The sequence below is a fragment of the Alteromonas sp. CNT1-28 genome (assembly GCF_022348345.1).
Classification (GTDB): Bacteria; Pseudomonadota; Gammaproteobacteria; order Enterobacterales; family Alteromonadaceae; genus Alteromonas; species Alteromonas macleodii.
In genome coordinates, this window is record NZ_JAKREZ010000038.1 from 36,712 (window position 1) to 40,583 (window position 3,872).

7 protein-coding genes are annotated in these 3,872 nt (G+C 40.2%); all 7 read right to left on the reverse strand.

Annotated elements, in window-relative coordinates; all coding sequences use genetic code 11:
- Positions 1 to 215: 215 nt before the first annotated feature.
- The 7 genes from MHN02_RS18415 to MHN02_RS18445 all read right to left on the reverse strand — a co-directional run bounded on the left by MHN02_RS18415 (position 216) and on the right by MHN02_RS18445 (position 3,759).
- Positions 216 to 704: a hypothetical protein gene (locus tag MHN02_RS18415; protein ID WP_239247653.1), complete on the reverse strand. Its 489-nt coding sequence runs from the start codon at positions 702 to 704 to the stop codon at positions 216 to 218.
- 116 nt (positions 705 to 820) lie between these two features.
- Positions 821 to 1,372, reverse strand: coding sequence for a hypothetical protein (locus tag MHN02_RS18420; RefSeq protein WP_239247655.1), 552 nt, complete (start codon positions 1,370 to 1,372; stop codon positions 821 to 823).
- A gap of 171 nt (positions 1,373 to 1,543) precedes the next feature.
- On the reverse strand, positions 1,544 to 1,777 hold the full coding sequence (locus MHN02_RS18425; protein ID WP_239247657.1) for a DUF6429 family protein: 234 nt from the start codon (positions 1,775 to 1,777) through the stop codon (positions 1,544 to 1,546).
- Positions 1,778 to 1,910: 133 nt separating this feature from the next.
- Positions 1,911 to 2,318 carry a hypothetical protein gene (locus tag MHN02_RS18430; protein ID WP_239247659.1) on the reverse strand — a complete coding sequence of 136 codons (408 nt, stop codon included), beginning with the start codon at positions 2,316 to 2,318 and terminating at the stop codon, positions 1,911 to 1,913.
- Positions 2,319 to 2,455: 137 nt separating this feature from the next.
- Positions 2,456 to 2,806, reverse strand: a complete 351-nt coding sequence (locus MHN02_RS18435; RefSeq protein WP_239247660.1) for a hypothetical protein — start codon at positions 2,804 to 2,806, stop codon at positions 2,456 to 2,458.
- A 128-nt stretch (positions 2,807 to 2,934) separates the two neighbouring features.
- Positions 2,935 to 3,237 carry a hypothetical protein gene (locus tag MHN02_RS18440; RefSeq protein WP_239247661.1) on the reverse strand — a complete coding sequence of 101 codons (303 nt, stop codon included), beginning with the start codon at positions 3,235 to 3,237 and terminating at the stop codon, positions 2,935 to 2,937.
- A gap of 117 nt (positions 3,238 to 3,354) precedes the next feature.
- Positions 3,355 to 3,759: a hypothetical protein gene (locus MHN02_RS18445; RefSeq protein WP_239247662.1), complete on the reverse strand. Its 405-nt coding sequence runs from the start codon at positions 3,757 to 3,759 to the stop codon at positions 3,355 to 3,357.
- Positions 3,760 to 3,872: the final 113 nt, after the last annotated feature.

Here is a 3,872-nt window from a genome sequence, read left to right on the forward strand (position 1 = left end):
GTTAGCTCATTTATTTTAAATGAGAAACAAAGCTAATTATGGACTGAAAGAATGTCAGAGATACGCTCGTTCAGGGTTGACAAAGGGAGTCATACCAACACCCGCATAAAGGGCGATAACACATGGGCTAAAATTAGGAACGAAGTGACGCAGCCCATGTGTTAGCGTCCCAGCGAGTTTGTGAGCGGTTTAATGCGTTTGTTAGCTATACTTTGCTACCAAACCTTCCACCAAGGTTTTTTTATACCGGGATGAGTTATTGTTAAAAGTTGAGGTTCACTTTTATTCCCAGAACGAGATACAGCGATAATCTGAACTGTAATATTTATGGGCTCTTGTTCTTCATTACTCCCATCAAACCAAAGAAAGCTAAATAGCTTTTCATTTTCCATAAACTTCGATGGTACGACAGGAGATTCGTAAAAAAGCTGATCTTCAAATTTACCTTCAATAATTTTAAAAATATAACCTTGTTCATGTGAAGGTAAAGTCTCAAGTTTTAAATTGATAAAGCCTGCATCAGAACATGAACCATGATTTCCATCATCTGTTCCCCTATGAATTGAATCAACTTTAAAAGTTGGTTTAGTAACTTCATCTGAAGAGTTCTCAGATATTACGAAATCATCAAACGCTGGTGCAAAGGAACATGCTGTAACCTCAAAAGCTAGGATATTTAATAACAATAATAGAAAACGACTCATAACTTTCCTTGTATAGCTAACTTTTAAATAAGGGGCGCAGGCATGTAGGGCATAATGGCGAAGCCGCCCTGCATGTATGCGTCCCAGCGAACGAAGTGAGTGACTTGATTTTTTTGTTAGATGGCATTAGCCGCAAGTGTTCGAAGCTCACTTTCGTATCCTTGCAAGTTGAAATTCGTTGAGCACTTATTCATAAAACCATGAAAATAAGGCACCTGCCTAATTTTAGTTCTTTCTGTGTTGCGCAATTCCGAGATTAATTCTGGTACCGAAAAGTGTTTTTCTGTTTTTGGGAAAACAAGAGTAACTGGAAATAATGGAACAACTTTTCGGTTGTTTCTTATTTGAGACCCGTAAAAGCATATGGCTTTTTTTATGCGTGAAGATGCAATACTTTCTGAGAGATTCCAAATGGCAGCAGCACCGATACTGAATCCGACGAGATTTACAGAAGAATCCAAGTTGGTTAGCGAGTTAATCAAATGCTTGCTGTAATTTCCCAAGCCGATATTAGAGGAGAAATACTCATATGCATCGCTTTCTGTTTGGAACATTTTATATTGACCGTCATACGGGTCGACGATGAGATGGTTCTTACAAATGATATTTGCCAACTCTTCAAGAGCTGGTGTTTTACCAAAAATATCTGCAACGATTACAGTAGTCACCTAAATCTCCGTGCCATCTAACTTACCAATAACGGGCGCAGACATGTGGGGCATAATGGCGCAGCCGCCCCGCGTGTATGCGTCCCAGCGAACGAAGTGAGTGCGTTAATTGGCTTGTTAGTTGCCACGCTGATACATCCTAGAGTAACAGCTGAGCTATGCGCACAATACTCACTCACTTTTGACGAATAACTTTTTGAATAGCTCTTCTGATTTGGCGAGCCCTTCTTCAGTTAAAACAACAGACTTTGATTTGCCAACAGGGTCGTGAATATAACCTTTTTCATAAAGCCGGTCGGTGATACTCCAATCTATTTGCTTCCAAGCGCTACCAAACTTGTCGTGCAGAGTAAGGTAAAACAGAGCAAGTGCCGCTTCATCGATTTTATCTTCATCTATTTCCACTGCTGTCTCCATTTTCATATGGCTACTAACACCCCACTAAGGGGCGATAACATATGGGCTAAAATTAGGAACGAAGTGACGCAGCCCATTTGTTAGCGTCCCAGCGAGCGAAGCGAGTGCCTTTAGTGTTTTGTTAGGCGCTTTTTGTCGATATACCTTTATCTGCAAGTTGTTTGAAAAGGGGGTTGGCCGCTTCTGATATTTTCCCTTCGCTTTCCCACTGTTCTATATCACTGCTTTTAAAAGAGGATTCAGAAAAATGTATTTGCCGAATACTCTCTTTGAAAACTTCTTGACCAAAAGCATCAGCCCTAGCTAATTCTTCTATAACCTCGCTAGAAATATCGTTTGAATGAATTTGTTTATACTTTTTCAATGCTAGCTGAACGGTACCGTTAGCATTGTTTGCACGTTGATAATTGAACCAACTATTTGCACGAACTATCTTTTCGAATTGTGTTTTTTGTCTGTTTTGCCAAAAGCCAACTCCAAGACCAATCAAACCTATTAATATGCCTAAGTAAGTACCGAAAGTTTCCAAAATTTCTCCTTGGCGCCTAACTTTTCAATAACGGGCGCAGGCACGTGGGGCATAATGGCGAAGCCGCCCCGCGTGTATGCGTCCCAGCGAACGAAGTGAGCGAGTTTATTGAGTTGTTAGGTGCGTGTAAAAACATCCTATGACTCATCATTGCTGTGGTTACTCACTAACGCATCATTTACGCTCTTATGAAGTTCAAAGTATCCTTTCTGAGCGTCATATTTAGTACAGTCATTGATTTGGTAATCGTACTTAATTGCCCTTATTTCATTTAGTGCATTACGTAATTTTTGCTGTTGTTCTGTACTAAGACCAGTAACTTCATGAGCTTTTAGTAGTTCACGAATTATAGGTTCGTTTTTATCCCAAATAGAATTGTAACGTATACATTGTGTGTAGCTGTTCGAACTCTCAGAGCTATTTGATTCTGTGCATGCAGTTAAAGCGAAAGAGAATGTAACAATTAGTAGCTTAACTATACTTTCCATAGTAATTCCGGCATCTCCTTTTTAGCACCTAACTTTTAAATAAGGGGCGCAGGCATGTGGGGCATAATGGCGAAGCCGCCCCGCGTGACTGCGTCCCAGCGAACGCAGTGAGCGAGTTAATTGAGTTGTTATAAGCCAATTGTTTCGAAGTCAAAAGCTATTGCCTCAAGTTGCAATGTGTCACCACTTTGTAATTCAATTTGAAAAATGTTGTTTTGAACTCTTGCCATATTAATAGAGTTAGATTCACCCCAAGGAGTAGCCATTGGTACGTTAATTGAGGAAATGTCGGAAAACGTTAATGAGCATGGTTGAGCACTTTGGTTTGGCATTAAAAAGCAGTCTAAGAAAATCTCAGCTGACTTATCAGACCAATTTATTGAAATGGTTTTTACTAATCCATCATGTAGTGGTAGGTCTTTAAATTCCATTAAAACCTCTTGGCTTATAACTTTTAAATAAGGGGCGATAACACGTAGGGCATAATAGCGAAGCGGCCCTGCGTGTTAGCGTCCCAACGAGCGACAGCGAGTGACTTTATTTGGTTGTTAGGTTTCATTGCTCAATTCACCTGTGAACTCGATTATTTGCCCATCATTTAAAGAAGCGCCTTCTTCAAGCTCTAGAGTGATCGTTACTGAATTTAATGGGCAAATTACGTACTCGTAATCGTTAACTCTTGAAATTACTTTAGCTCTTCCTTTAGTGGTAGCATTTTTGCCCAATTGAGTTACATATAAATCAAATTCTACAGGCGAAGTATTTGTAACAACTCCAAATTGGATAAAACACTCGAGTCTAACCTTGCTGCCAATTTGAACTAAAGGTAACGATATCTCCTCTGATGATTGAACAGCGACAAAATTTAACAGAGGAACGTTTGTTTCTGACAGTTCAAGTAGAGCCAAATATGGCATACGATCTACTGACTTAATAGTTCCGTTGACCCTCATGTTTCCACCTGAAACCTAACTTTTCAATAACGGGCGCAGGCACGTGGGGCATAATGGCGAAGCCGCCCCGCGTGTATGCGTCCCAGCGAACGAAGTGAGTGAGTTTATTGAGT